Annotated in this window: 22 protein-coding genes; 10 read left to right on the forward strand and 12 right to left on the reverse strand. The window is 66.4% G+C overall.

Annotated elements, in window-relative coordinates; translation table 11 throughout:
• Positions 1–60: 60 nt before the first annotated feature.
• A complete protein-coding gene (locus BCM27_RS13485; protein WP_004018624.1) occupies positions 61–471 on the reverse strand; it encodes a MerR family transcriptional regulator in 411 nt (136 codons plus the stop codon).
• A 34-nt stretch (positions 472–505) separates the two neighbouring features.
• Positions 506–1,942 carry a mercury(II) reductase gene (gene merA, locus BCM27_RS13490; RefSeq protein WP_004018625.1) on the reverse strand — a complete coding sequence of 479 codons (1,437 nt, stop codon included), beginning with the start codon at positions 1,940–1,942 and terminating at the stop codon, positions 506–508.
• Between the two features lie 122 nt (positions 1,943–2,064).
• On the opposite strand from merA, the gene BCM27_RS13495 reads away from it, so the two are divergent.
• From BCM27_RS13495 to BCM27_RS13515, 6 genes are all read left to right on the forward strand, one after another.
• Complete coding sequence (locus tag BCM27_RS13495) at positions 2,065–2,451, forward strand: ArsR/SmtB family transcription factor (RefSeq protein ID WP_004018626.1); 387 nt, start codon at positions 2,065–2,067, stop codon at positions 2,449–2,451.
• The gene (locus tag BCM27_RS25790) at positions 2,448–2,597 is read left to right on the forward strand and encodes a hypothetical protein (RefSeq protein ID WP_156036620.1); all 150 of its coding nucleotides are present in this window, start codon (positions 2,448–2,450) and stop codon (positions 2,595–2,597) included. Before BCM27_RS13495 ends, BCM27_RS25790 begins: the two co-directional genes overlap by 4 nt.
• Positions 2,598–2,663: 66 nt before the next feature.
• Positions 2,664–4,043 (forward strand): dihydrolipoyl dehydrogenase family protein, encoded by a 1,380-nt coding sequence (locus BCM27_RS13500; RefSeq protein WP_004018627.1) that lies wholly within the window; start codon positions 2,664–2,666, stop codon positions 4,041–4,043.
• Positions 4,044–4,209: 166 nt separating this feature from the next.
• Entirely contained in the window at positions 4,210–4,737 is a 528-nt protein-coding gene (locus BCM27_RS13505) for a site-specific integrase (RefSeq protein WP_004018628.1), read from the forward strand.
• A gap of 71 nt (positions 4,738–4,808) precedes the next feature.
• Positions 4,809–5,150: a hypothetical protein gene (locus tag BCM27_RS25950; RefSeq protein WP_004018629.1), complete on the forward strand. Its 342-nt coding sequence runs from the start codon at positions 4,809–4,811 to the stop codon at positions 5,148–5,150.
• A 320-nt stretch (positions 5,151–5,470) separates the two neighbouring features.
• Positions 5,471–6,274, forward strand: a complete 804-nt coding sequence (locus tag BCM27_RS13515; RefSeq protein WP_239450595.1) for a M56 family metallopeptidase — start codon at positions 5,471–5,473, stop codon at positions 6,272–6,274.
• 28 nt (positions 6,275–6,302) lie between these two features.
• Here the strand turns inward: BCM27_RS13515 and BCM27_RS13520 are convergent, their stop codons facing one another.
• Positions 6,303–6,956: a DUF305 domain-containing protein gene (locus tag BCM27_RS13520; RefSeq protein ID WP_004018631.1), complete on the reverse strand. Its 654-nt coding sequence runs from the start codon at positions 6,954–6,956 to the stop codon at positions 6,303–6,305.
• Between the two features lie 271 nt (positions 6,957–7,227).
• Here BCM27_RS13520 and BCM27_RS13525 point away from each other — a divergent pair, with 271 nt between their 5' ends.
• Entirely contained in the window at positions 7,228–8,163 is a 936-nt protein-coding gene (locus BCM27_RS13525) for a M23 family metallopeptidase (protein WP_004018632.1), read from the forward strand.
• A gap of 19 nt (positions 8,164–8,182) precedes the next feature.
• Here the strand turns inward: BCM27_RS13525 and BCM27_RS13530 are convergent, their stop codons facing one another.
• The 7 genes from BCM27_RS13530 to BCM27_RS13560 form a co-directional block, all read right to left on the reverse strand.
• Entirely contained in the window at positions 8,183–8,530 is a 348-nt protein-coding gene (locus BCM27_RS13530) for a metal-sensitive transcriptional regulator (RefSeq protein WP_004018633.1), read from the reverse strand.
• Positions 8,527–10,728: a copper-translocating P-type ATPase gene (locus BCM27_RS13535; RefSeq protein WP_004018634.1), complete on the reverse strand. Its 2,202-nt coding sequence runs from the start codon at positions 10,726–10,728 to the stop codon at positions 8,527–8,529. Before BCM27_RS13535 ends, BCM27_RS13530 begins: the two co-directional genes overlap by 4 nt.
• Entirely contained in the window at positions 10,725–13,082 is a 2,358-nt protein-coding gene (locus BCM27_RS13540) for a heavy metal translocating P-type ATPase (RefSeq protein ID WP_004018635.1), read from the reverse strand. The genes BCM27_RS13535 and BCM27_RS13540 overlap by 4 nt, the downstream gene beginning before the upstream one ends.
• A 61-nt stretch (positions 13,083–13,143) precedes the next feature.
• On the reverse strand, positions 13,144–14,094 hold the full coding sequence (locus BCM27_RS13545) for a TolB-like translocation protein (RefSeq protein ID WP_004018636.1): 951 nt from the start codon (positions 14,092–14,094) through the stop codon (positions 13,144–13,146).
• A 92-nt stretch (positions 14,095–14,186) separates the two neighbouring features.
• Complete coding sequence (locus BCM27_RS13550; protein WP_033205924.1) at positions 14,187–14,393, reverse strand: heavy-metal-associated domain-containing protein; 207 nt, start codon at positions 14,391–14,393, stop codon at positions 14,187–14,189.
• A 103-nt stretch (positions 14,394–14,496) separates the two neighbouring features.
• The gene (locus tag BCM27_RS13555; protein WP_004018638.1) at positions 14,497–15,765 is read right to left on the reverse strand and encodes an MFS transporter; all 1,269 of its coding nucleotides are present in this window, start codon (positions 15,763–15,765) and stop codon (positions 14,497–14,499) included.
• Between the two features lie 3 nt (positions 15,766–15,768).
• Positions 15,769–16,902, reverse strand: coding sequence for a PLP-dependent cysteine synthase family protein (locus BCM27_RS13560; RefSeq protein ID WP_004018639.1), 1,134 nt, complete (start codon positions 16,900–16,902; stop codon positions 15,769–15,771).
• Positions 16,903–17,109: 207 nt separating this feature from the next.
• Here BCM27_RS13560 and BCM27_RS13565 point away from each other — a divergent pair, with 207 nt between their 5' ends.
• Genes BCM27_RS13565 through BCM27_RS13575 form a run of 3 tightly spaced genes read left to right on the forward strand, consistent with a single transcriptional unit; the run spans position 17,110 to position 19,530 of the window.
• Positions 17,110–17,880: a response regulator transcription factor gene (locus BCM27_RS13565; protein ID WP_004018640.1), complete on the forward strand. Its 771-nt coding sequence runs from the start codon at positions 17,110–17,112 to the stop codon at positions 17,878–17,880.
• Complete coding sequence (locus BCM27_RS13570; RefSeq protein WP_004018641.1) at positions 17,870–19,102, forward strand: sensor histidine kinase; 1,233 nt, start codon at positions 17,870–17,872, stop codon at positions 19,100–19,102. The genes BCM27_RS13565 and BCM27_RS13570 overlap by 11 nt, the downstream gene beginning before the upstream one ends.
• Positions 19,103–19,149: 47 nt before the next feature.
• Positions 19,150–19,530: a BlaI/MecI/CopY family transcriptional regulator gene (locus BCM27_RS13575; protein ID WP_033205923.1), complete on the forward strand. Its 381-nt coding sequence runs from the start codon at positions 19,150–19,152 to the stop codon at positions 19,528–19,530.
• Between the two features lie 61 nt (positions 19,531–19,591).
• Here the strand turns inward: BCM27_RS13575 and BCM27_RS13580 are convergent, their stop codons facing one another.
• Positions 19,592–19,918, reverse strand: coding sequence for a hypothetical protein (locus BCM27_RS13580; RefSeq protein ID WP_004018643.1), 327 nt, complete (start codon positions 19,916–19,918; stop codon positions 19,592–19,594).
• A gap of 28 nt (positions 19,919–19,946) precedes the next feature.
• A complete protein-coding gene (locus BCM27_RS13585) occupies positions 19,947–20,390 on the reverse strand; it encodes a hypothetical protein (RefSeq protein WP_239450596.1) in 444 nt (147 codons plus the stop codon).
• Positions 20,391–21,261: the final 871 nt, after the last annotated feature.

The following is a 21,261-nucleotide window of genomic DNA, read 5'->3' on the forward strand; positions in this document are numbered from 1 at the left end:
TCCTCGAGGGCGATCGGACAGTGACGGTGCCGACGGTAGGGTCTGTCCCCGGGGTGAGGGTCAAGCCCGTAGCTCGCATCCGCACGGGTCACCGGCCCAGCACAGGTCGTCGGTGGCCAGATGCGCACGGTGTGCGGTTTCGAAGGCGTCGATGCGGTCGAGGATCTGCTCGGCATCGGCGATGCGCTGGCGCAGCCGCTGCCGCGACCGCTGCAGCAGCTCGGCGAGATGGGCGCCGACCGAACGGCCGTGGTCGTCACGGTCGGTGGAGGTGAGCTGGCAGATCTCGGCGATGGTGAGCCCGAGGCCGCGCAGCTCGCCGATGAACCGCACGCACCACTCCGCGTCGTCGGTGTAGAGGCGGTAGCCGGCCGGGCTGCGGCCCAGGGTGTAGATCAGGCCGAGGTCGGTGTACTCGCGCAGCGCCTTCACCGGCACCCCGGTGCGGGCCGAGAGGTCCCCGATCGTCATGTGTCCGTTCATCACTGCCTCCCGTCCGACGGCGTCAGCCTGCGCAGCAGGACAGTTTGGTGACGTCGGTGGTGAAAGTCTGCGCGGTCAGTTTCAGCGCTTCGGCCATGGTCAGGTACGGCGCCCAGGTGTGGGCGAGCCGGTCGACGGTCAGACCCGCGGTCATCGCATAGGTGGCGGCGGTGATCAGGTCCCCGGCGCCGTCGCTGAGGGCGTGCACGCCCATGATCCGGCCGGTGCCGGCTTCGGCGACGATCTTGACCAGGCCGCGGGTGTCCCGGTTGACCAGCGCCCGCGGCACGCTCGACAACCCCAGCACCCGGCACTGGCAGGCCAGCCCGGCCGCGGCGGCTTGCGCGTCGGTCAGTCCGACCGAGGCGATCGCGGGGCTGGTGAACGTCACGCGCGGCACCGTGGTGTAGTCCAGGACGCGATCGGCACCGGCCAGGGCGTTGTCGGCGACCAGGGTGCCCTGCGCGGCGGCCACGTACACGAACTGCGGATCCCCGGCCACGTCCCCGGCCGCCCAGATGCGCGGATTGCTGCTGCGCTGGCGGTCGTCGACCACGACCGCGCCCCGCTCGTCGACGGCGACGCCGACCGCATCCAGGCCCAGCCCGGCGGTGTTGGGGCGGCGGCCGGTGGCCATCAGCACCTGCTCGGCCCGCAGCTCGGTGCTGGCGCCGCCGCCGGTGCGCACGGTCACCACCTTGTGCCCGTCGTCGGCGAGGACCTTCTCGACGGTGGCGGTGGTGAGCACGTCGATGCGCTCGTGGGCGAAGACGGCCTCGAGCGCGGCCGAGATTTCCGGTTCCTCACCCGAGGTCAGCCGGCTACGCGCGATCACCGTGACCTTGCTGCCCAGGCGGGCGAACAGCTGGGCCTGCTCGAGCCCCACATAGCCCGCACCCACCACGATCAGCGACTCCGGCAGCTGCTGGAGGTCCATGGCGGTGGTCGAGGTCAGATACCCGGCCTCAACGAGGCCGTCGATCGGCGGAGCCCAGGGCGCGGCACCGGTGGCGATCAGATACTGGTCGGCCTCGATCACCCGTACACCGCCCTCGGCGCGCGCGACCCGCAGCACGGGTGCCTCGGCGCTGCCGTCGAACACCGCGGTGCCGGAGACGATCTCCCACCCGTAGTCGGCGGCCAGGTCGACATACTTCTCCGCCTGCAGCTGCCCGACCAGCGCGTCCTTGCCCGCGATCAGGGCGGGGAAATCCAGCGGCACCTCGGCGGGGGTGAGCCCGGGGAACCGGCCCGCCGCCTCGGCGGCGTGGCGGGCCTCGGCGGCGGCCAGCAGCGCCTTCGAGGGCACACACCCGACGTTCACGCACGTGCCCCCGACCGTCCCGCGCTCCACCATCACCACCCGTTTGCCGAGGTTGACCGCGGCGATGGCGGCGGCGAACGCCGCCGAGCCGGAACCGATGATCGCCAGATCGGCGCGGGAATCTGTCAAGGTCACGAGGGTGCCTCCTGGTCGGGCAACCGCTGAACCGACAACGGCTGCTATTCGTGTTGACGAATATCTACCGGAATCATATTATGCGCTTATCCGAATAGTTCAAGTCTCGTGGAGGCGATCCCATGGCCCGGTCCACCACCGCCACTGTCACCGTGCCCGGTGCCGAGTCGGCGTGTACGCATCTGGATACGACGGCGAAGTTTTTTCGCGCCCTGTCGGATCCGACCCGGCTCAAGCTCCTCGAATTCATCCTCGCCGGGGAGCGCACCTCCGCCGACTGCGTCGAACACGCCGGCATCTCGCAGCCCCGGGTGTCGGTACACCTGTCCTGCCTGGCCGACTGCGGGTATGTCCTCGCGCGCCGCGACGGGAAGAAACTGCGGTACTCCGTGGGTGATCCGCGGGTAGCTGACCTGGTGATGCTGGCGCGGTCGCTGGCGGCCGACAACTCCGCCGCGCTGGGCTGCTGCCCGCGCATCCCCGCCGCGGACGGTAGTGGGCGGCGATGAACACACCCGACAACAAGGCGATGAACACACCCGACAACGACTCGGGCGGGTTCGGTGGTCTGCTCGCAGTGGCCGGTGGCGTGCTGGTGATGGTCGCCTGCTGCGCCCCCGCACCCGCCACAATCGAGGAGAAACACGCGCGCTGACCGCGCCGACCGGTCGACTGCCGTACCCCTTCCAGAGCGATTCGATCGAGGAAAGGCACCGAGCACATGAGCGAACGCTACGACACCCTGGTACTCGGCGGCGGCATGGCCGGCCTGCCGCTCGCGCTGCGCGCGGCCCGGCACGGCCGCGTCGCGTTCGTGGAGAAAGAACTGCTCGGCGGGACCTGCCTCAACCGCGGCTGCATCCCCACCAAGACCATGATCGCCTCCGCCGCCGTGGCGCACCAGGCGCGCCGCGCCGCCGAATTCGGGGTCCGCCTACCCGGACCGGTCACCGTCGATTTGGCCGCCGTGGTCGACCGCAAGAACACCATCGTCGACTCCATCCGCGCGGGCTCCTACCGCACCGTCGAGAAATCAACGGACCTCGACTTCTACCACGCCACAGGACATTTCACCGCACCCCGCACACTCACCGTCGACGGCACCGACCTGACCGCCGACCGGATCTTGCTGGTCACCGGCACCCGCAGCACCATCCCCGCCATCGACGGCCTCGACACCGTCCCCTACTTCACTTCCCGCACCCTGCTGGACCTCACCGACCTGCCCTCACATCTGCTCGTCGTCGGCGGAGGCTACGTCGGCTGCGAGTTCGCCCAAATGTTCCGGCGATTCGGCTCCGAGGTCACCCTCATCCAACGCGCCGACCGGCTGCTGCCCGGCGAGGACCCCGACATCTCCGCCGCCGTCAGCGAGGGCATGACCGCCGACGGCATCACCGTGCTCACCGGCACCACCTGCACCGCGGCCACCGGCACCACCGGGAACATCCGGCTCGGCTGCACCGGCAGCGAAGCCGACGACATCACCGGCAGCCACCTGCTGATCGCGACAGGACGCACCCCCAACAGCGACAATCTCGGCCTCGAGTACCTCGGTCTCGAACCCGACCCACAGGGCTTCCTCACCGTCGACGCCTCCCTGCGCACCGACGCCGAAAATGTTTGGGCGCTCGGCGATCTGCGCGGCGGGCCCATGTTCACCCACACCGCCCGCGACGACGCCGACATCGTCTACCGCACCATATTCCGAAGCCAGGACCGCACCACAACCGGGCGCATCGTGCCGCACGCGGTGTTCACCGACCCCGAAGTCGGCGCCGTCGGGCTCACCGAACCTGCCGCCCGCGCCGCCGGCTACGACGTCGTCGTCGGGCGCCAGGACTTCACCGGCGTCGTGAAAGCCCGCGCCATCGGCAACACCCGCGGCCTGGTCAAATTCGTCGCCGACGCCGCCACCGACCGTATCCTCGGCTGCCACATCGCCGGACCCGACGGCGGGAACCTCGTTCACGAGGCCGTCATCGCCATGACCACCGGCGCCACCTACACCCAACTCGCCCAAGCCATCCACATCCACCCCACCCTCGCCGAAGCGGTCAACACCGCCGCCGGCGGCGTCCACCGCGAAATCGGCGCATAGACACCCCATGAGCATCGCCCGGTACTCGGGTGAGGCCATTTTCCGACTGCCACGGATAACACCCTGTTATCTGTAGCATCATGACATCCGGCCTGCGCCGACTCCGCTCCGGCGGTGCGCGACGCGGACCTGTTATCTGCGGCAAGCCCAGTGAGGAGGTACCACCGTGCCGTCCGGGATCACCGTCCGCGCCGCCGGCGACAGCTTCCTCGACTCGATCGGCTCCCCGAACACCCGCCGCGCCTACGGCATCGCCGTCGACAAGACCACCGCCACGCTCGGCGAGACCCGGCGGCTGGCCGACGTCGCCGACGATGAGATCGGTGAAACCCTCGAAACCCTGTGGGGCTCCTCAGCAGTCAACACCTGGAACGCCCGCCGCGCCGCGGTCGCGTCGTGGCTGGCGTGGTGCCGCGAGCACGGCCACACCGCCCCGGCGGTCCCGGCCTGGGTGAAACGCTCCACTCCACCGGACTCCACCACCCCGGTGCACTCGCGCACCGCGATCGACCGGCTCATCGCCCGCCGCGACATCGACCTCCGGGAGAAGACGCTGTGGCGGATGCTCTACGAAACCTGCGCCCGCACCGAGGAACTGCTCCAGGTCAACATCGAGGACCTCGTGGGTAGGGCCGAGTTCGGTAGTGGCGGCTCTGGTGGTGGGTGTGTTCGGCGTGGCGGCGAGACCGAGTAGAGAGTCACCCTGGCCCTCTGGGGGCGTCGTGATCACGACATCTGGGTGGGAGTGGAAGGTTGCGAAGATTCTTGACCGCAACGTCTTTGGAGGACGAGGGAGATCAGGACGGTACCAAGGTGGTGACGCGCCCCGGAGAGGTCGCCGATCGCAGCGAGGTGGCGGGCGAGACCGATGTGCGCGACGAGGTGGCGGCGTCGGTTCGAGGTGACGCTGAGGTGGTGGGCGCGGCAGAAAAACTGGTGGGCCGAGTATGGCGTGGGTGCTCGGTAGACGTCTCGCATGGCATGCAGATACTGGCGACGGTGGTCGTCCGGGGGCCAGTGCGTTTCCCTCGGGGTCTCGGTCACGGCGTATTCCTCGAACTGGTACGCGCAGGCCAGGTCAACCCGCGTCATCAAACTACTATATAGCCTAGTAGTTAGCGACGCGGTGGGTGCTGGAGTTGCGGCGTCACGGGCGAACCTCTGCGGCATACTGGCTGGTGGTGCAGATGTGCGGACACACCGGAAGGGTGTGTTGACCGTGGGCTCAGCGAGCAGACGGCGAGGCGTCGAGGATCGAGACGAACGATGGGTGAGCATCCATGAGTGCAGCGGTGGTGTTAGTTGTTGCCGCAGGTGTGCTGGGCTGGTTGTGGCCTCGATGGATGGCTCGAGTGCAGGGCCGTATCGATGCTCGTTGGGTGTTGGTGGCCTGGCCGGCCGCACAGGTTATGTTTGCCTTGCTGTGGGTGGGAGCTGTTGTGACGCTGACGGTTCCCGGTCATTTCGGCATCCATTCGTTGTCTGAGGTGGTGTCGTGTCTGCGGGTGTTGTCACACGGCGCATCCCCGCGGGTGGAGGCGATCTCCGGTGGCGTGCTGGCGGCGGTGACCGTGGCAGCGATTGTCCGAGCAGTGACGATCGCGGTGCGATCGGCGATGCGGATGCGTGGTGCTCGCGAGGAGTATCTGCAGTCGTTGCGGTTGGTGGGCGCCCGCAGTGAGCGCTATCCCGATGTGTGGTGGCTCGCCGACGGGCGGCCGATGGCGTTTTGTCTGCCGGGTAAGAAAGCCGGCATCGCCGCCACGACCGGGTTGCGGGCGGCGTTGTCCGGTGAGGAACTCGATGCCGTCGTTGCCCATGAGCGCGCACACCGGCGGCAACGTCATCACGCCGTGGTGTTGGCGGCCCGCGCTCTCGGGCGTGCGTTCCCGCTGATTCCGTTGTTCAGCCGGGCGGGCCGTGAGGTCTCCGACTTGGTCGAGCAGGCCGCCGATGCCCGCGCGGCCCAGCTGGTGGGTGCGCGGGCGGTCTGCTCGGCATTGGGAGCGTTGGCCCGTTCGGGGTCCGTGGCGGGCCCGGTGGGTGTGCTCTCGATCAGCGATTCGTCGTCGGTGGGGCCTCGGCTGAGCCGTTTGGACTCCGGTCGCCGGTGCCGATCGCGGCGTCATCATGTGGGTGCCGCCGCGGCGGTGGCTGGTGTGGTCGCGGTGCCGACCACACTGGCGGTGTCCGGTGTCGTGGCGGCGATGGTGATCGCGATGTGTGTGTAGCCGAGACCGACCCGGGCGGGCCCGACCGCTAGGGGTTGTTGAGAAGCTGCTGCATCCTGGCGATTTCGTTCTCTTGGTCAGTGACGATCTGACGTGCCAGGGCGATCGCCTCGGGCGATTGACCGTCTTGGATTTCGGTCTTGGCCATGGCGATGGCGCCGCGGTGGTGTTCGATCATCTGCGTCAAGAACAGGCGCGACGCCTCGGCTCCTTGCGCGTCGCGTAGCTGCTGCATCTGTTCTGGCGACATCATTCCCATCATCGACGGCATCGGGGAGGCGCCCGGTGCCATCGACGTGTCCATGTCCATGTTGTGGCCCTGGCCCTCGAGTGGGGCTCCCCACTGCTTCAGCCACGACTGCATCTGTTCGATCTCGGGCTGCTGAGCGTCTTTGATCTGCTGCGCCAGACTGACGACCTGGGGGTTGATGTTGTCTTTCTCCAGCAGGATGTCGCTCATCATGATCGCCTGGGTGTGGTGCGGGATCATCTGCTGGGCGAAAGAGATGTCCGCGCTGTTGTGTTCGGCAGTGGCCGCCGCCGACGATTCGGCGCTCGTTGAGCTGGTGCCCATGCCCGTCATCGAGGAGTGGTCCTCGGTCGTGGTGTCCGAACACGCGGCCACCACTGTCAGAACAGCCGCCGCGGCAGCAACGACGACACCGGTTCGTGTGGCTCTCATCGATCTCCTCCTTCAAGAGTGATACTTCGCCACCGCCCGGCGGCGCTTCGATAACGATTCTACTAACACCGATAGTAGTTAGTCGCCTACCTTACACCCACAAAACGGGCCGTGAACTGCGCAAACACGGCCGCCAATGCCCCAATAGTTCACTTCGTCGAGGTGTCGCGTGTGACTGGTGGGGCACAAGTGACTTGTGGTGTGATCTCGCGGGTACACGCACGGCACTGGTGCGTGGGTCTATGACGTCCGTGGAGAAGGGGCCGACCGCATGCAGACGGTGTTGACATCGCTACGGGTCAAGGTGGGGCAGCAGTGGGGCCCCAAGGTTATGGGGGTGGCAGCGGCGATGTGTGTGGGTGTTGCGCCTGTGATTGCCACCGCACCGGCGGCGGCCTCGACCGATGGACATGTGGCCGGGGAGTTGATCGCGATCGTGCAGGATTCGGTGAAGGCCGCTTTGGGTGGTGCCGCGGCGGCGAGTTTGGGGGAGCCGATCACGCAGGCGGCGTCTTGCCTAGGTGCTCAAGCTCAGTCGGGCAGCGTCGGCGATGCGGGCAGTGCGACCGCGCTGCAGTGCTTCGGCACGTTTTCGCTCATTAATCCGATAGACGGGTTCCGGATCATCGACGCGTTACCGCTGGCTCGGCTGGTGGCCACCCTGATCGCCGCGATCGTGCCGCACGATCCGAACGAGCCGCATGGCCCCCAGCCGCAGGAACCCGGGACGCCGACGCCGTTGCTGCCCGGTAGTGGCGGTGCAGTGGCGCCGACTGCGGGTGAGATCACGTCCACCTTCGGTGACGGGCGGGGCCATCAGGGCATTGATATCGGCAATGATCTGGGCGCGCCGATTGTCGCGGTGGCTAATGGGGAGGTCATCACCTCCGGACCTGCCGAGGGGTTCGGGTTGTGGATGCGGATCCGGCACGATGACGGCACGATCACCACCTACGGCCACAATGACGAGAATCTGCTCGAGCAGGGCGCGCAGGTACGAATGGGGCAATCGATCGCCACAGTAGGCAACCGTGGGGTCTCGACCGGCCCTCATCTGCATTTCGAGGTTCTCGATCCGACGGGAGTCAACGTCGATCCGGCACAGTGGCTGGCCGATCGCGGGGTGGTTCTGGCGATGGCCGTTGATGCCGACGCCCGCGTGCCGGGGCCGGTGGTGCCGCAGTGGGTGGGCGAACCACGCCTGTGACGAGCCAGCCCGTGGTGGGTCAGGAACGAACGAGGCGAGCGATGGCCGCCGAGGCTTCAGCGATCTTTTCCTGCGCCTCCTCGCCGCCGGCGTGGGCGGCATCGAGCACACAGTGGGTGAGGTGGTCGTCGAGCAAACCTAGCGCCACCCCTTCCAGGGCTTTGGTCAGCGCCGAGATCTGGGTCAGGATGTCGATGCAGTATTGCTCCTCATCGACCATCCGGTGGATACCTCGGGATTGCCCTTCGATGCGTTTGAGCCGGGCCAGGTATTTGCCTTTGTCGCTGATGTAGCCGCGGGAAGAGTGTTGCGAGGCGGAGGATTGTCCCGGCGCGGAGGAGTTTCCCGGTGCGGAGGCAGTGGTCATGGACTCACTTTCTCAGTCGATCGCGGTCGGTTGTGCTGCAGTGCACGCACTGTACTCGCGCCTGGGTGCAGGTCGAGTCGGCGTAACAGTTGCGCGTTGAGTGCGACCACGACCGTCGAGGCTGACATCAGGATCGCTCCGACCGACATTGGAAGGACGAACCCGATGGGCGCGAGAATTCCGGCGGCCAGCGGTACCGAGATCAGGTTGTATCCCGCTGCCCACCAGAGGTTCTGCTTCATTTTTCGGTAGCTGGCGTCCGACAGCTCGATGACCGACAGCACCGAGCGGGGGTCGTCGCTGGCGAGGATGACCCCGGCCGAGGCGATCGCGACGTCGGTGCCGGCCCCGATCGCGATGCCCACATCGGCTTGGGCCAGGGCGGGGGCGTCGTTGACGCCGTCGCCTACCATCGCCACCTTGCGGCCTTCGTGCTGCAGTTCGGCCACTTTGCTGGCTTTGTCTTCCGGGCGTACACCGGCGAACACCCGGTCGATACCGAGGTCGTGAGCGACGGTGTGCGCGACTGCTTCGGCGTCGCCGGTGATCATCACGACCTCGACCCCGCGGGCGTGCAGCGCCTCGACGGCTTGGCGGGATTCCCCGCGCACCTCGTCAGCGAGTTTGAGAGCTCCGATCAGCTCCGTGTTGCGGGTGACGTGCAGGATGATTGCGCCGTCGGCGCGCCAGCGATCGGCGATGGCCAGTTCCTGATGGCCCTGTTCCTCGAGCATGCGGGGCCCGCCTACCCGCACTGTGGCGCCCTTGACGCGAGCGGTGACACCGACCGCCGGTGACGAGGTGAAGTCGGTGGCCGCCGGCACCGGCTGGGCGCGGTCGCCGGCTGCTGCGACAATCGCTCGCGCCAGCGGGTGCTCACTGCCGGCTTCGGCGCTGGCGGCCAGGGTGAGCACGGTGTCCTCATCGACGCCGTCGGCGGCGGCGATCTCGATCACGGTGGGCTCACCCTTGGTCAGCGTCCCGGTCTTGTCGAACAGCACCGCATCCACAGTGCGCATGGCCTCAAGTGCCAATCGGTCTTTGACCAGCACGCCGCCGCGGGCGGCGCGTTCGGTGGCAATGGCCACCACCAGAGGGATAGCCAAGCCGAGTGCGTGCGGGCAGGCGATGACCAGCACGGTGATGGTACGAATCACCGCCTGGTCGGGTTGACCGATGACTGTCCACACGATGGCGGTGATGATCGCTGAGCCGAGCGCGAACCAGAACAGCAGCGCTGCAGCGGAGTCGGCTAGCCGCTGGGCGCGGGAGGTGGAGTTCTGCGCGTCTGCCACCAGGCGCTGAATCCCGGCCAGCGCCGTGTCATCGCCGGTGGCGGTGATCTGGACCCGCAGCCCCGAGTCGGTGGCCACCGTGCCGGCCACCACCTGATCACCGATGCCGCGGCGCACCGTGCGCGATTCTCCGGTGACCATGGATTCATCGAGCTCGGCCGAGCCGTCTACGACGCGACCGTCGGCCGGGACGCTGGCCCCGGGGCGCACGATTACCACATCTCCGACCTGCAGCTCACTGGGAGTAACGGTGGTGATCTGGTCGCCATCGACGCGTTCGGCCTCATCGGGCAGCAGCGCGGCCAGCGAGTCCAGGGCCGAGGTCGTCTGGGCCAGCGACCGCATCTCGATCCAATGCCCCAACAGCATGATCACGATGAGCAGAGCCAGTTCCCACCAGAAGTCCAGTTCGTGGTGCAACACACCGATGCTCGCACCCCAGGACGCCACGAAAGCCACCGTGATCGCCAAACCGATCAACAGCATCATTCCCGGTGCGCGCGACCGCAGTTCTGCATAGGCGCCTACCAGGAACGGCCGCCCACCCCAGCAGTACATCACCGTACCCAGCGCCGGTGAGACCCACTGCAGCACTTCGCTATCGGGCAGACCGTAGCCGATGAGCATCGCAAACATGGGCGAAAAGGCCACGACCGGCACAGCTAGGGCCAGCATGATCCAGAACAGCCGGCGGAACTGCCCGACGTGATCACCATGGCCCGCATGCCCGCCATGCCCGGCGTGATCATGTTCGGCCTGATCATGGTCTGCGCGGGCGCGCTCAGCATGGTGATCGTGGTGGTTGTGTGACGCTGCGGCGAGTTGGCCGTGGTGGCGTTCGTCGGCGGCGTCGTGACCGGCGTAACCAGGGGAAGAGTGCTCGGGGGAGGAGTGCTCGTTCATACCGTCACCTTATACCCCTTGGGGGTATGCGTAGAGGGGTTGGTGGATGGAGTTGTGGACGCTGAGTGGGCCGGGCTGGTGAAGGCGCGTAGCCGCAGGCTGTTGCTGACAACGAACACGCTGGAGAACGCCATGGCGGCGCCGGCCAGCATGGGGTTGAGCAGTCCCAGCGCAGCCAGCGGTATCGCGGCGACGTTGTAGGCGAATGCCCAGAACAGATTCGTTTTGATCGTTTTCAGAGTGGTGCGTGCCAAGGCGATCGCGTCGGCGGCGGCGTTGAGGTCGGCGCGGACCAGGGTGATGTCGGCGGCATGCATGGCGGCGTCGGTGCCGGTGCCCATCGCCAGCCCGAGATCGGCGTGGGCCAGGGCGGCGGCGTCGTTGACGCCGTCGCCGATCATGGCCACTACCTTGCCTTCGGATTGCAGGTCTGTGATGACGGCGGCTTTGTCGGCTGGCAAGACGTTGGCGATGACGGTGTCGATACCGACCTCAGCGGCCACGGTGTCGGCGACGGTCTGATTGTCGCCGGTCAGCAGGATGGGCGTCATCCCCAGTGCGGTGAGCCGGGTGATGGCATGTGCGCTGGTGGGTTTGATCGCATCGGCAACCGTCAGGACCGCATGGGCGCGGCCGTCCCAGGCGACGAGTACGGCGGTCTGTCCGGCTTCTTCAGCGGCGGTCTGTGCCTCGGTGAGGTGAGGGTCATCAACGGCGATGTCGTGTTCGGCCAGCAGAGTCGGACGCCCGACGGTGACCACACGTCCCTGGACCGTGCCGCGCACGCCTCGACCTTCGAAGTTGCGGAAATCTTCGACCTGGTCGAGCGGCCCGACTTCGGCGGCTGCACCAGCAGCGATGGCGGCCGCGACGGGGTGCTCGGAGGCGTTTTCCACCGCCCCCGCGAGGGCGAGCACGTCGTCGCGAGTGGTGGAGGGGGAGGTGGTGACCTGGACGAGTGTCATCTGGCCTGTGGTGATCGTGCCGGTTTTGTCTAGGACAACGGTGTCGACGGTTCGGGTGGATTCGAGGACTTCGGGGCCTTTGATCACGATGCCGAGTTGGGCTCCGCGGCCGGTACCGACCAGAAGTGCGGTCGGGGTGGCCAGTCCCAGCGCGCACGGGCAGGCGATGATCAGCACAGCGACCGCGGCGGTGAACGCCGCCTGCAGGGGATAGCCGGCACCAATCCACGCGCCGAGGACAGCGACGGCGATCACAATGACCACCGGCACGAAGACGCTCGAGATCCGGTCGGCCAGTCGCTGGGCGTGGGCCTTTCCGGTCTGGGCGCGTTCGACCATCGCGGCCATTTGCGCGAGTTGGGTGTCTGCCCCCACGCGGGAGGCCCGCACACGCAGGTGTCCGCCGGCGTTGACCGTTCCGCCGGTCACGGTGTCGGCGGGGGCGACCTGGACTGGCATCGACTCGCCGGTGACCATGCTGGCATCGACTGCCGAGGTGCCCGACACCACCACACCGTCGCTGGCGATCTTCTCGCCGGGCCGCACAATGAACTCGTCGTCGACGGCCAGCTCGCCGATCGGTATCCGATGCTGGTGGCCGTCCCTGAGCACCGTGACATCTTTGGCGCCGAGCTCCAACAAGGCCCGCAACGCCGCACCGGCTCGCCCTTTAGAGCGCTTCTCGAAGTAGCGGCCAGCCAAGACGAACATCGTCACCCCCGCAGCGACCTCGAGGTAGATATTGCCTGCACCGTCAGAGGCGCTGACAGTCAAGGTGAGTCCGTGGGTCATGCCTGGCTGTCCGGCGGTGCCGAAGAACAACGCATACAACGACCACAACAGCGCCGCGGTGGTGCCGACCGAGATGAGGGTGTCCATGGTGGCCGCACCGTGGCGCAGGTTGAGCAACGCGGCGCGATGAAACGGCCATGCCGCCCATACGATCACTGGCGCGGCCAATGTCAACGACGCCCACTGCCAGTAGGTGAACTGCCACGCCGGGACCATTGCCAGCGCGATCACCGGTACCGAGAGAACCACCGCCCCGATCAGTCGGTGACGCAACGCCACGAGCTCCCCGTCGTCGTCCGAAGGGTCATCGTCGAGGGCGGCGCCTTTGGTGGGAGTGGCGGGCAGCGCAGCGCGGTACCCGGCCTGTTCGATGGTCTCGATCAGCAGGTGTGGGTCGACACCAGCGTGTGTGGTGACGTGAGCCTTTTCGGTGGCGTAGTTCACCGAGGCGCTCACTCCGTCGAGTTTGTTCAGTGTGCGTTCGATGCGTGCCGCGCACGACGCACACGTCATGCCCGACACGGCGAGTTCGATATCGGCCATGCCCGTTCGCTCGGCGGTGGCCGTAGGTGGGTGGATAGGAGCTGAGGTGGTCATTGGGGGAGTTCCTCATGGGTGAGTGCCTCGGTGAGTGCCTCGGGCGGCGCTGGTCAGCGAGTTAGTGTCCGGCGTGCGGATCGGCCGAGGGGGCCGTGGAGTCAGGTGTCGGGGCAGGGGTGCCGGTGGGGGCGTCGAGAACGAAGGTGGCGGTGTGCACAGCGCCCTGGACCTGGAAGTCGAGGTAGAGCAGATAGCGGCCCGGGGTGGGGGCGGTGGTGGCGAAGCGGACCTGTGGTCCCGCGAGTTGACCGGCGGTCGGTGCCGCGCCCTCAGGGTGAACATGCAGGTAGGCCAGATCGCCCTGACGGAGAGCCACCAAATGACCGAAAGCGCCCAGATACGGCTGCAAGCTGGTGACTGGTTGTCCTGCTCGCCGCACGGTGACCGTGAGTTCGGACTCGGCTCCTGCGCGCAGGTGCCCGGCCAGTTCGATGTCGAACCCGTCGACGGGTGACTGTCGTGATTCGGCGGCGGGTGGGGCCGGCTGGTAGTCACCCCTGACTTCGACGGTGCTGGTCAGGGTGAGGGGTTGGCCGGTGGCGGCGGGCACGAAGTCGGCGTAGATCCGGTAGCTGCCTCCCGTCGCCCACTGCCAAGGCAGCGTCCAGCGCCCGTCGGGCGAGAGGGTGGGGTGCACGTGTCGGAAGTGGGTGCCATCCGCGCGGACGACGATCAGGTGCAGCTGTTTGTCGTGCTCGGTGGCGTAGTCGGTGACCGCGGCCCCGGTGGCGTCGAGGATCTCGAAGCTCAGCGGTGCGTGCACCCCGGAAGCATGGGGTGCCACCACATTCCCCAGGATGAAGCCGCCTGCTGCCATCGAAACTCCGCGGACCTGATCGGCACCCGGGGACGAAGACGATGGCGGGTGGGCAGTGTGGCCGGCATGGGTGGACTCGGCGGACGACGGGCGCGGCCGATCGGGAGCGATACCCGCGGCGATGGCGTAGGCCGCGGCGAAAACTATCAGCAGAGCCGCGGCGAAGACGCCGAGCTTGGTTGGAACATTCATCGCTGGATTCCTGTCATCGGGGTTGGCCGACACACACGCCGCCCGGGGGGCTGAAGTCCTCGGCGGGGCAGACACCTCAGCCCCCCATTCGGCTACTGCGCCAGGTGGTAGCCGGCCTCTTCGACCGCGCCGCGGATCGCGTCGGGCTCGATCGGGGCCGAGCTGGAGATGGTGACGTGCCCGCTAGCCACGTCGACCTCGACGTCAGTCACGCCGGCCAGTGCTCCGACTTCTTCACGCACCGACGACGCGCAGTGCCCACACGTCATTCCGGAGACGATCACTGTCGATGTGCTCATGAGATGTGCCCTTTCGTTACAGCTGTGGTGCCGACGACCCTCAGGGGGTCTGTCGCTGTGGCGCCTCGCCACGCCATATTTATACCCTACCCCCCTAGGGTAATCAACGGGTGGTGGTGGACTGGGCCTCGGTGGTGGCGGTGAAACCGAGCCATCCGCGGCGGTACAACAGCAACAGGGCTGACGCCGCCGCCATGCCGGTGAGAACTAGAGCGATCCACACCAGTTCGGGCATGTCGCGGGTGGTGGCCGCGCTGAACAGCCACCCGGTCGCGGCGTTGCCGAGCAGAATCCCTATCCCGACGATGGTGTTGTAGAGCCCGTAGTGGGTGGCGACAAGCGTGCCGCGGGCCAGTCCCACCACGGTGTCCATTTCGAATGGGAACACTGCTGCGGTGGCGGCGGCGAGCAGGGCTGCGGTGAGCAGCAGGGCGGCGATGTTGAGGGCGAGGTTGCGCTGATGCGTTGCGGCGCTGGCGACTAGGGGAAGGAAGGCTGTAGCCATCAGCGTCATTCCTACGCTTAGGCTGCCGGTGCTGCCCCAGCGGTTGCCGAACCATGTGGTGATGCGTAGCTGTCCGGCGATGGCCACCAGCCCGGTCACCACGAACATGGCGGTGACAATGCCGGTGGCGAGGGTGGGGTTGTCTGTGATGCGGTCGGCTTGTAGGGGCAGGGCGAGGTAAACCTGGAAGGACAGCACATACGAGCTGGCCATCGCCACAGCGAAGAGCAGGAATCGCCGGTTACGTACGACGCCGCGCCAGTCCTGAATGATCGAGGTGCTGCTCGGGGCGGGTGTTGTTGCGGGTAGCGCTTTGATCTGAACGAGGGTCAGGACCGCGAAAACTGCTGCCGCACAGAGGGAGGTGAGCCGGAAGTCCAGGGCGGTCAGCCCTAGTCCGACCAGCGGCCCAAGCAGGATCCCGGCCTGGTAGAAGACGTTGAACACGGCGAATGCTTCGATGCGACGCTCACCGGAGTCGGCGGCCAGGTATGCGCGTACGGCGGGGTTGAACAGCGCCCCGGCGAATCCCGTTGCCGCCGAGGCGATCAGGATCGCCGGCAACGAACTGGCCAGGGCCAGTAGGACGAATCCGATGACTCGCATCAGGCATCCGGCGATGATGAGCGGTTTGTAACCCCAGCGGTCAGCGAGTGTTCCCCCGATCAGGAACATGCCCTGTTGGGAGAAGTTGCGTATCCCCAGGACCAGGCCCACTGCCCATGCCGCCAAGGCCAGCGGGCCGGCGAGGTAGGCCGCGAGGTAGGGCATGAGCATGTAGAAGCCGAGATTGATGGTGAACTGGTTGACCATCAGCACTTGGCTGGGGCGATCGAAGCTGCGGAAACTGCGGTAGAGGCGTCGCATAGGTCAGGTTGTGGGCTCGGCGTGCGGCACGCCAGTGGGGTCGATGATGGTAGGGCACCGCGTCCAGGTGCTCGCGACCTGGGTGAGCGGATCGTCGATGGTGCGGGGTTCAGTGGGCGCCGGGGCGCCGATCAGGTCGTGAGCGCGGCAGTACTCGTCGTTGTAAATGGTTCCGTAGTAGCGGGCGGGGCCATCGGGGAACACCGCCGCGATGCGCGTATCGGCCGAACGAGTGCGCGCCAGCCAGCCCGAGACCAGGGCCACCGCGCCCACGCTCCAGCCGCCGGTGGCGTAATGCGTGGCGGCCAGGGTGCGACATGCCCAGACTGCTTCGGCCGGCGCCACCCAGTGCACCTCGCTGAACTGGTCATAGGCGACGTTGCGGGGGTAGATGCTCGAGCCAAGTCCCCGCATGATCCGTGACTGTGCCGGTTGGCCGAAGATCGTCGAGCCGATGGTGTCTACGCCCACAACCTCCAGCTCAGGGTTGAACTGCCGCAGAGTATGAGCCACACCGGCTGAGTGCCCACCGGTGCCCACCGAGCACACCAGCACATCGATGTGTCGCAGCTGCGCGATCAACTCCACACCCAACGAGCTGTAACCGGTCACGTTGTCGGGGTTGGAATACTGGTCGGGACACCACGCGGCCTCGTCACGCTCGAGCAAGGTGCGCACGCGGTCACGGCGGGCTTGTTGCCAACCCCCGACCGGATGCGGATCGCTGACGACATCGACCCGGGCGCCGTAGGCGGCGAGCATCTGCCGCAAGATCGGTTCCAGTCCCGGATCGGTCACCAAGGTCACCGGATGCCCGAACACTATGCCCGCTAGTGCCAGGCCTAATCCCAGTGTTCCACTGGTCGATTCGATGATCCGCGCCCCTGGGGCCAGCTCTTCACGGGCGCGGGCGCGTTCCACCATGTGCAGCGCAGGCCGGTCTTTCATACCACCGGGGTTGAAGCCCTCCAGCTTAGCCCAGAAGCCGCGCCCGTACTCGGCGAAGGGTTCCTCGATGCGCAACACCGGGGTGCCGCCCACCAACTGACGGCTGAGCCCAGCACGGGGCGACGCGGCTTCGGCGGGGAAAGTAGTGGCGAATGGATCACTGGTGGTGAGGCTGTAGGAGACAGTCACACGGGCATCCTCTGCGTTGTTGAACAGGACGCCGCCGGGCAGAAATCAGATTGGCAGTGCGAGAGGGAACTGTGTCATAACGTTCCACCCGGCGACACCGCCACCTTGCCCACCGAACCTCAAGGCTGATCAGCAGTTCAGATCAAGATCTGCTCAAGAATGCCCACGAGGTTGGATGATCGTGTAGACCACCGCCACCATAGGGGCGTGCCCCAAGATCGCAACGTCGTCGACGACCTCCACGGGCCGGCGGTCCGACCACCGCACGGTCTGCACGCTCTGGTAATCGAAGACGAGCCCGACATTGCCGAAGTCGTTGCTGACTACCTTCAGCGCAGCGGGTTCACGGTCACCGTTGCGCCCGACGGCCAGGAGGGACTCGCCGCCGCACGCATGGCGAGTCCGGCGGTAGTCATCCTCGACCTGGGCTTGCCGTCAATCGATGGCGTCGAGGTCTGTCGACAGTTACGCACCTTCACCAACGCTTACATCGTGATGGTCACAGCTCGCGCGGACGAAGTCGACACTGTCATCGGCCTGTCGGTGGGGGCTGATGACTACCTCACGAAACCATTTCGCCCTCGTGAGCTGATGGCTCGCATCGACGCCATGCTGCGCCGACCGCGGGAGACCCCGACCGGCGAGGCTCACCCGCGGACGATAGGGGAGCTCACGCTCGACCCTCGGAGTCGTGAAGTCCAGGTGCAGAGCACACTCGTAGAGCTGACTCGGACTGAGTTCGACGTTCTTGAAGCGCTCACGCGGCGGCCCAGTGTTGTGTTCAGTCGAGAGCAACTGCTCACCGAAATCTGGGGACCGAACTGGGTTGGCGATACCCACGTCGTCGAAGTCCATGTCGCCAGTCTGCGCCGCAAACTCGGCGACAGCGCCGCGGCCGGCCGATTCATCCGCACCGTTCGCGGAGTGGGCTACCGGATGGGTGACGGCCAACCTCGAGGAGCCAGCGATGAACGATGAGCGTCGACGGTTGCGTATCCCGGGCAGCTTTGGCTCTCGGCTCATGCTGGCTCAGGCTATCGTCATCGGCGGCGGCGGCATCAGCATCGCGATCGTGGCACTGTTCGTCGCTCCACACACCTTCCACGACCATCTTGGCCAAGCTCGCCTCGAACCAGGGTCAGTTCAGGCCGAACATGTCGAAGCCGCGTTCACTTCCTCGATCGTCGTCTCAATGTCTGCCGCATTGATCACCTCAACGATCCTGGCGACGGCCGTCAGCTGGTTTCTAGCTCGGCGCGTGCAACAGTCAGTCGCCAGCGTCGCCCGCTCAGCCGTGGCTATTGGCGCCGGCAACTACCGCACACGCGTGCCTGATCGCCAGCTCGGCACCGAGTTCACCCAGCTCAGCCACGCTATCAACCAACTTGCCCAACGGTTGGATTCACAAGACGACATCCGTAAGCGGATGCTCTCAGACCTTGCCCACGAACTGCGTACCCCGTTGACCACCATCGGCGCGATCACCGACGCCGTCGAAGACGGAATCCGGGCTCCCGACTCCCACACCTTCGACGTCGTGCGCACCGCCACCACCCGGCTGCAACGTCTCGCCGAGGACATCGCGACCGTATCCAGCGCCGACGAGCATCAAATGCCCCTCCACCCGGCGACGATCACTGTCAACGAACTGCTCATCGCGACCTACGAAGAAGCCGCCGAGCTATTCACTGACGCCGAAGTCACGCTGGGCATCGTCACCACCGCCTCGCGCGTACACATCGACGTCGATGCCGAACGGATGAGCCAAGTACTGCTCAATCTGCTCACTAACGCGCTGCGACACAGCTCCCCAGGCCAGCGGGTCGTAGTGAAAGCCGACACCGCCCCGGCACACGCGGTGCGCATCAGCGTCGTCGACTGCGGTGACGGCATTCCCGCTCAACACCTTCCACACATCTTTGACCGCTTCTACCGCACCGACTCCTCACGGACCCGAGACGCCGGCGGCAGCGGCATCGGCCTCACCATCGCCCGCTCCATCGTCGAAGACCATGGGGGCACCTTGCTCGCCGAAAGCCTGGGAACCGGACACGGAGCCACCTTCACCATCACGTTGCCGACCACAACACGACGTCACATCCACCGCAGCACCCATGGCACCGAATTATCCGTGGCCTTCGAACACTGTCGGCCTCGCGGCCCTGCCGATGCGCCTCAACGGGACCGAGCTACTAACTGAGGTAGTCCGTCGTAAGATTGACCCGCATCTAGAGATGGTGGGTGAAAATGACTGGGCTGGGTTCGCTGGAACGCGCAGTGATGGACGTGCTGTGGTCGGCCGGCGCAGCGATGTCGGTGCACGACCTAGTCGAGGAACTCCACGACCGCGAACCGGCCTACACCACAGTGCTCACCGTCGTCACCAACCTGCACAAAAAAGGGTTCGTGGGTCGAGAAAAGGTCAGCCGCGCCTACCGGTACTTCCCCATGCAGACCCGCGAAGAGGCCACCTCACGCACCTTGCGTCAGGTCCTCGACGCCAGCGGGGACTCCGCGGCAGTACTGATGCACTTCGCTCAAACCGTGACACCCGCCGAGCGTGAAGTGCTCAGCGAATACCTCACCCGCAAACCTCGCCACACCCGCGGCGGCGGCACCAAAGCCTAAGCCACAGAAACCCTCCGAGAGTCGAAATCCCGGTGCCCCCGGCGGGGCCCGGCCCGACTACTCAACCGGTCGCGCGGCCCTTGACCGCTGGGAGTAGATGCGCCGCCAGCGCACCGGCCACACCCGCAGCGAAGGCCGCAGCACTCAGAGCCGACACCCAGTCGTGCACATCCACCGCGGTCAGCACCCGCAGCTCAAACTGATCACCGCGCCCGACTCCTGCAGAGTCGGATAGCACGAGATCCGACGTTCGGAGCAGCATTACCAGCCAGAACGCGGCAACCGCCTCAAACATCACCACAGCAAGGCCCACCGCACGGGAGATCGTACGGGCAGGACCGCGCGGGCCGAACCGATCCGGCCGCCGCACCTCGACACCGTCAGTCATGCCCCACCACCTCCTCTGCACACCCGCATCACACCCCACTTCTACTAACCACGTTCGTATTTTGTGGGCATCGGGCGTGGGCGCCGGGAACGAGGGCCCCGAAGCCATCACCGCGGGAGGCCGGCCGGGCCACGCGGAAGACTATCGCGGCCACCAGACCGAAGATCGCGATCACACTGCCTGTACGGACCCACCTCGGGGGTCGATTCAGCTCCGCCCTCAACGCCAGCTCGGCGATCGGATCAGCAGGCACCACACCCATCTCGATCGGCGCGCCCGTGGCGGCGAACACGATGAACACCCAGATCGCCGAGGCCATCCACACAAGCGGGTCAACCATCACCGCCAACGACGCGCCGTGCAGATGAGCAGAAAACAGCATGAGCGCCCCAACACAGAGCAGCGCGAACACGATCGCCGACGCGACATCGCCCTGGGGAGCAATTACCACCACGCCGACGGCCGCACTCACGGCCACCGCACACGAAACGAGCGCCCGCCAAGCCTCCCCACCTCGATCCGGCTGACGGGCAGCGGCGACACCACACGCTACGACCGCACCGAACAGCCCCAAGAGTGCCCCTTGGGCCACAACGTTTGCGATCACCACGCCTCCAACAGGCAGCTTGAAACTATTCTAGATAGTAGTTCAGGTGGGCCGGCGGGCGCTGAGCGGAGGGGGAGTAGCTCTATATCCCCATGGATGGACCGAAGCCTCCCGAGGCGACGAAACCATGGGCCTGCCTCCCGACTTCGAGAGTGATCGCGCGGTACACGCCAATCTGTTGCGCCCGTAACTGAAAGCGGAACAACCAAGAGTGCTCTCCGGTACCAGATCTCCGGCGTGGCGAGTGCGATTGACGGGCCTTTGCAGCCGGGGCGCGTGTCGCGCCGGGAGCCGTTTGATCGCGACGGCAAGAGTGTTGCGGCTCAGTCTTGTGTCTGTGTGAACGCTGGTAGCAGGATCGCGTCGATGAACCACGGGGCGTCGAGGCGTCCGGCGCGTACTTCCTCAGCTGCCGCGTTCACACCACGTGGGTGGTGGTCAGTAGCCACGTCACGGGCAGATCAGTTCGGAACGCGTCTACGCGTTGTCCACGCAGCGGCAAGCTGCGCATGCGGGCCTCAGCACTATCGTGCATCCCACGGATGATCCCGCTCAGGTCGACGACATTCGGTCAACAACCCCGCATCGAGGTCCTGGCACCGATTGCACGACGTCGATGCGTTCGTTCCCGTGATTTCCGTACACTTTCGTCACTGGTGACGAAATGTGTTGCTAAGCAAGGAAATTCGCCGATAAGATACATTATGTCAAGTAAAGCCTCGCATCTCGCATCAAA

Source organism: Gordonia terrae, from assembly GCF_001698225.1.
Taxonomy (GTDB): domain Bacteria; phylum Actinomycetota; class Actinomycetes; order Mycobacteriales; family Mycobacteriaceae; genus Gordonia; species Gordonia terrae.

Excerpts from the sequence above, each read along its gene's own strand:
- BCM27_RS13545 (WP_004018636.1), bottom strand. The coding sequence starts at position 14,094 with ATGAATGTTCCAACCAAGCTCGGCGTCTTCGCCGCGGCTCTGCTGATA.
- BCM27_RS13495 (WP_004018626.1), top strand. The coding sequence starts at position 2,065 with ATGGCCCGGTCCACCACCGCCACTGTCACCGTGCCCGGTGCCGAGTCG.
- BCM27_RS13550 (WP_033205924.1), bottom strand. The coding sequence starts at position 14,393 with ATGAGCACATCGACAGTGATCGTCTCCGGAATGACGTGTGGGCACTGC.
- BCM27_RS13525 (WP_004018632.1), top strand. The coding sequence starts at position 7,228 with ATGCAGACGGTGTTGACATCGCTACGGGTCAAGGTGGGGCAGCAGTGG.
- BCM27_RS13500 (WP_004018627.1), top strand. The coding sequence starts at position 2,664 with ATGAGCGAACGCTACGACACCCTGGTACTCGGCGGCGGCATGGCCGGC.
- BCM27_RS13580 (WP_004018643.1), bottom strand. The coding sequence starts at position 19,918 with ATGACTGACGGTGTCGAGGTGCGGCGGCCGGATCGGTTCGGCCCGCGC.
- BCM27_RS13570 (WP_004018641.1), top strand. The coding sequence starts at position 17,870 with ATGAACGATGAGCGTCGACGGTTGCGTATCCCGGGCAGCTTTGGCTCT.
- BCM27_RS13535 (WP_004018634.1), bottom strand. The coding sequence starts at position 10,728 with ATGAACGAGCACTCCTCCCCCGAGCACTCTTCCCCTGGTTACGCCGGT.
- BCM27_RS25790 (WP_156036620.1), top strand. The coding sequence starts at position 2,448 with ATGAACACACCCGACAACAAGGCGATGAACACACCCGACAACGACTCG.
- BCM27_RS13540 (WP_004018635.1), bottom strand. The coding sequence starts at position 13,082 with ATGACCACCTCAGCTCCTATCCACCCACCTACGGCCACCGCCGAGCGA.
- BCM27_RS13575 (WP_033205923.1), top strand. The coding sequence starts at position 19,150 with ATGACTGGGCTGGGTTCGCTGGAACGCGCAGTGATGGACGTGCTGTGG.
- BCM27_RS13520 (WP_004018631.1), bottom strand. The coding sequence starts at position 6,956 with ATGAGAGCCACACGAACCGGTGTCGTCGTTGCTGCCGCGGCGGCTGTT.
- BCM27_RS13555 (WP_004018638.1), bottom strand. The coding sequence starts at position 15,765 with ATGCGACGCCTCTACCGCAGTTTCCGCAGCTTCGATCGCCCCAGCCAA.
- BCM27_RS13530 (WP_004018633.1), bottom strand. The coding sequence starts at position 8,530 with ATGACCACTGCCTCCGCACCGGGAAACTCCTCCGCGCCGGGACAATCC.
- BCM27_RS13485 (WP_004018624.1), bottom strand. The coding sequence starts at position 471 with ATGACGATCGGGGACCTCTCGGCCCGCACCGGGGTGCCGGTGAAGGCG.